The sequence below is a fragment of the Bifidobacterium saguinibicoloris genome (assembly GCF_019331725.1).
GTDB lineage: Bacteria > Actinomycetota > Actinomycetes > Actinomycetales > Bifidobacteriaceae > Bifidobacterium > Bifidobacterium saguinibicoloris.
The window spans coordinates 1-2,574 of record NZ_JAHBBF010000029.1 but is presented as its reverse complement, the minus strand read 5'-3'; the positions used below and the strand labels follow the sequence as shown (position 1 = coordinate 2,574).

3 protein-coding genes are annotated in these 2,574 nt (G+C 64.4%); all 3 read right to left on the bottom strand.

The genetic code is table 11. The features are described 5' to 3' along the window. Positions 1-571: 571 nt before the first annotated feature. Complete coding sequence (locus KIH78_RS10460; protein ID WP_219132299.1) at positions 572-1,489, bottom strand: phage major capsid protein; 918 nt, start codon at positions 1,487-1,489, stop codon at positions 572-574. 142 nt (positions 1,490-1,631) lie between these two features. Beyond that, positions 1,632-2,165: a hypothetical protein gene (locus KIH78_RS10455; protein WP_219132298.1), complete on the bottom strand. Its 534-nt coding sequence runs from the start codon at positions 2,163-2,165 to the stop codon at positions 1,632-1,634. Then, a partial coding sequence (locus KIH78_RS10450; protein ID WP_219132297.1) for a hypothetical protein occupies positions 2,158-2,574 on the bottom strand: 417 nt, incomplete at its 5' end. The genes KIH78_RS10450 and KIH78_RS10455, both read right to left, overlap by 8 nt.

The following is a 2,574-nucleotide window of genomic DNA, read 5'->3' as shown; positions in this document are numbered from 1 at the left end:
ATTGCGCAGGCCCTTCAGTGGTTCATACAGTCGGTAATGGCGACGGTATCGGAAGATCTATTCCATCACTATTGGTGATGGTATCCACATTGCCCGGTGACTGGCTGGTTGGGGAACTGAGTAGGAAATACTCAGTTGAAGAAGGTTCGCAGTCGTACACATGATGTGTACGGCTAGCGAGGTGTCCCAGAATGAGCCACCTGACGCAATGTGGTGGGCGGGCGACTGTTGTGATTCCCGCAATGGTTGGCGGGGTCAGCCGCGAAGGGGAAAGAAGCGGAAACCCTTCGCGGCTTCCAGCGCCCGGCCGGTCGTCCACCATCCTTCCGACCGGCCTGACTTACACGGGTACGTGGGTGGGGTGTGACGTTTTTTCCAACACGACTATTTCAGACCGCATTAACAGCCGGAACCATTGGCCCAGCGGCCCCGGCGCGCTGCCGGGGTGGGGCTTCCCTGCGGGGGGGGTATGTGGTGTGTGTGCCGCCTTGCCGGTGGGGGACATCGAGGAAATGGAAACCCCGTCGACTGTGTGGTGGCCCCATGTCGGCGGCGTGCATGGGGCCGTGGCTTATGCGCCCACGTGGAGATCGATGGTCTTCTTGGTGGTCTTGCCGGTGTCATCCTGTCCGATGGTGAGACGGGCGATGCGGCCGCGGTAGGCGATACCCCAGCCGAGGCGTGCGGTGACGCGGATTGCGATGCAGTCGGACGTGAAGTAGGCGCTGGTGTCCACGTCGACGGCCACGTCAGAGTAGCCAACGATGATGTTGGACGGGTCGATGACGAACAGCTTGTTTGCGGGGACGGCTCCATTGCGGACCACTGGCAGACCGGCGAGCTGGGGGAGTGCTTCGGCCTGCGCGTCGGGGTTGATGACGGGGCGGCCGTCCCCGTACTTCATGCGCTGGAGACGTGCCCAACCGCTGTTTGACGTGAGGATGCACGCGGGCGTGGCGCCGTTGTCCGCGATGGTGGCGATGGCGTCAATGAGCGGATCCAGATTGTCGATGATGTTGCCGCCGTCGATGATGGCCGGGGTTGTGTCGTTGGCGAGGCCGGGCGCGTACACGTCGTTCTTGTCTTCGGGAGCGTTGACGAACATTCCGTCTGCCTTGGCGGTGACGGCGCGCTTGAGGCTGTCCGTGAACAGGTCGGACGCGTTCGCGGTGGCGTTGTCGCCGGTGAGCTGTTGTCCGTAGGCTTCGCGGCTGACCTTCTGGACGATGGCGATCTTCTGCGTGTAGATGCGGATCTCGGCGCGCGACGTGTCGCCGGTGGGGATTTCCTCGCCTTCCTTGACGATGGCGGCGGCCGGATCGGCGGGCACGAACGGCACACGGATATAGGTGGCGTCTCCCTGCGGGGTGGCGGCGACGGTCGCCACGAGGTCATTGAGCACGAGTGCGTCGGGGGTGACGTCGGTTGGCGGCAGCGTAGTACGGCTGGGGTTCCATCCCCCTACCGATTCGTTGGTGGTGATTGCCATGATTAGGGCCTTTCGGGTTGCGCGGCCCTGCAAAAAGATACGGAGGGGCCGCAACTGGTTGGTTGGCGGCTCCTCCGGGGAACATTCCGCGCTACTCGGCTCCTGGCCTTTCGCTACTGGTAATGATACTCGTTACCGTGGATTAGCGGTGCAATGCGCTGCGCAGATCGTTCCTCTTGGTGCGGAACGCGCCCTGCGGGTTCTCGGCAAGGTCGAGCGTCTTGCGGGCGAGCGGGTCGCTGACCGGCTTCGGCTTGGCCATGTACGGGCGTTCGGTGATGATGGTCTCCACCTGCGCGGCGATGGCGTCGCCGTCCGGTTCCCCGTCGTCGGTGAACAACGCGGCCACATGTTCGTCGTCCATCATGTCCAGCGCGTCGGTGATGGCGGTGGGCTGGAGTTTGGCGAACTCGGGGCGGGTCATGAGCATGGCGCGGCGGATGTGGGCGAGCTGCGCGCCGATGCGGTCGCGTTCCTCCGTGATGGCGTGGAGACGCTGGCGGTAGTCGGCGGATTCCTTGCGGGCCTTCTCCAGCGCGCCGGTCATGTCGGCCTTCCTGAGCGCTTCGCCCATGCCGTTCATGTCGGGCTTGCGGGGTGTGGGCGTCTTCGGGGATGCTGGGGCCTTCGGCGTCACGGTCTCCGATGTGGTCTCCTGCATGGTGGTCTCACTCACTGTCGTCGTCCTCCTTCATGGCGAGCGTGGCGGCGGCTGCGGCCGTGTACCGGCGAAGCAACCTGCATTCCTTGGTGGCGGCGTCCAGCAGTTCCGTGAGATGCCGGGAGTGCTCCGCAAGCCCTGCGGCGGTGCGTTCCTCGGCGCGCTCCGTCGTGCCGCCTGCGGTCGGCTCCGGGGTCTCGGTGGTGGTCTGGTCGGTCATGGTGTCCTCCTTGGTCTGGTTGTTGAGTGCGTCGAGCTTGCGGCGAAGGCGTTTGGAGAAGCCTTTTTCGGCCTTGAGCTTGCGGCGTGTCTTGTCGAGTTGGGCGGTCAGTTCCCGGATCTGGTTGCGCAGGTCGTCGGCTTCGGCGGTGGCCTTCGCCTGTGTGAGCCGCATGGCGATGTCGGGGTCAGCGGCGAGCAGCAT

What these genes read in the sequence shown, in the direction of transcription:
- KIH78_RS10460 (WP_219132299.1), bottom strand. Translation starts at nt 1,489, where the DNA reads ATGGCAATCACCACCAACGAATCGGTAGGGGGATGGAACCCCAGCCGT.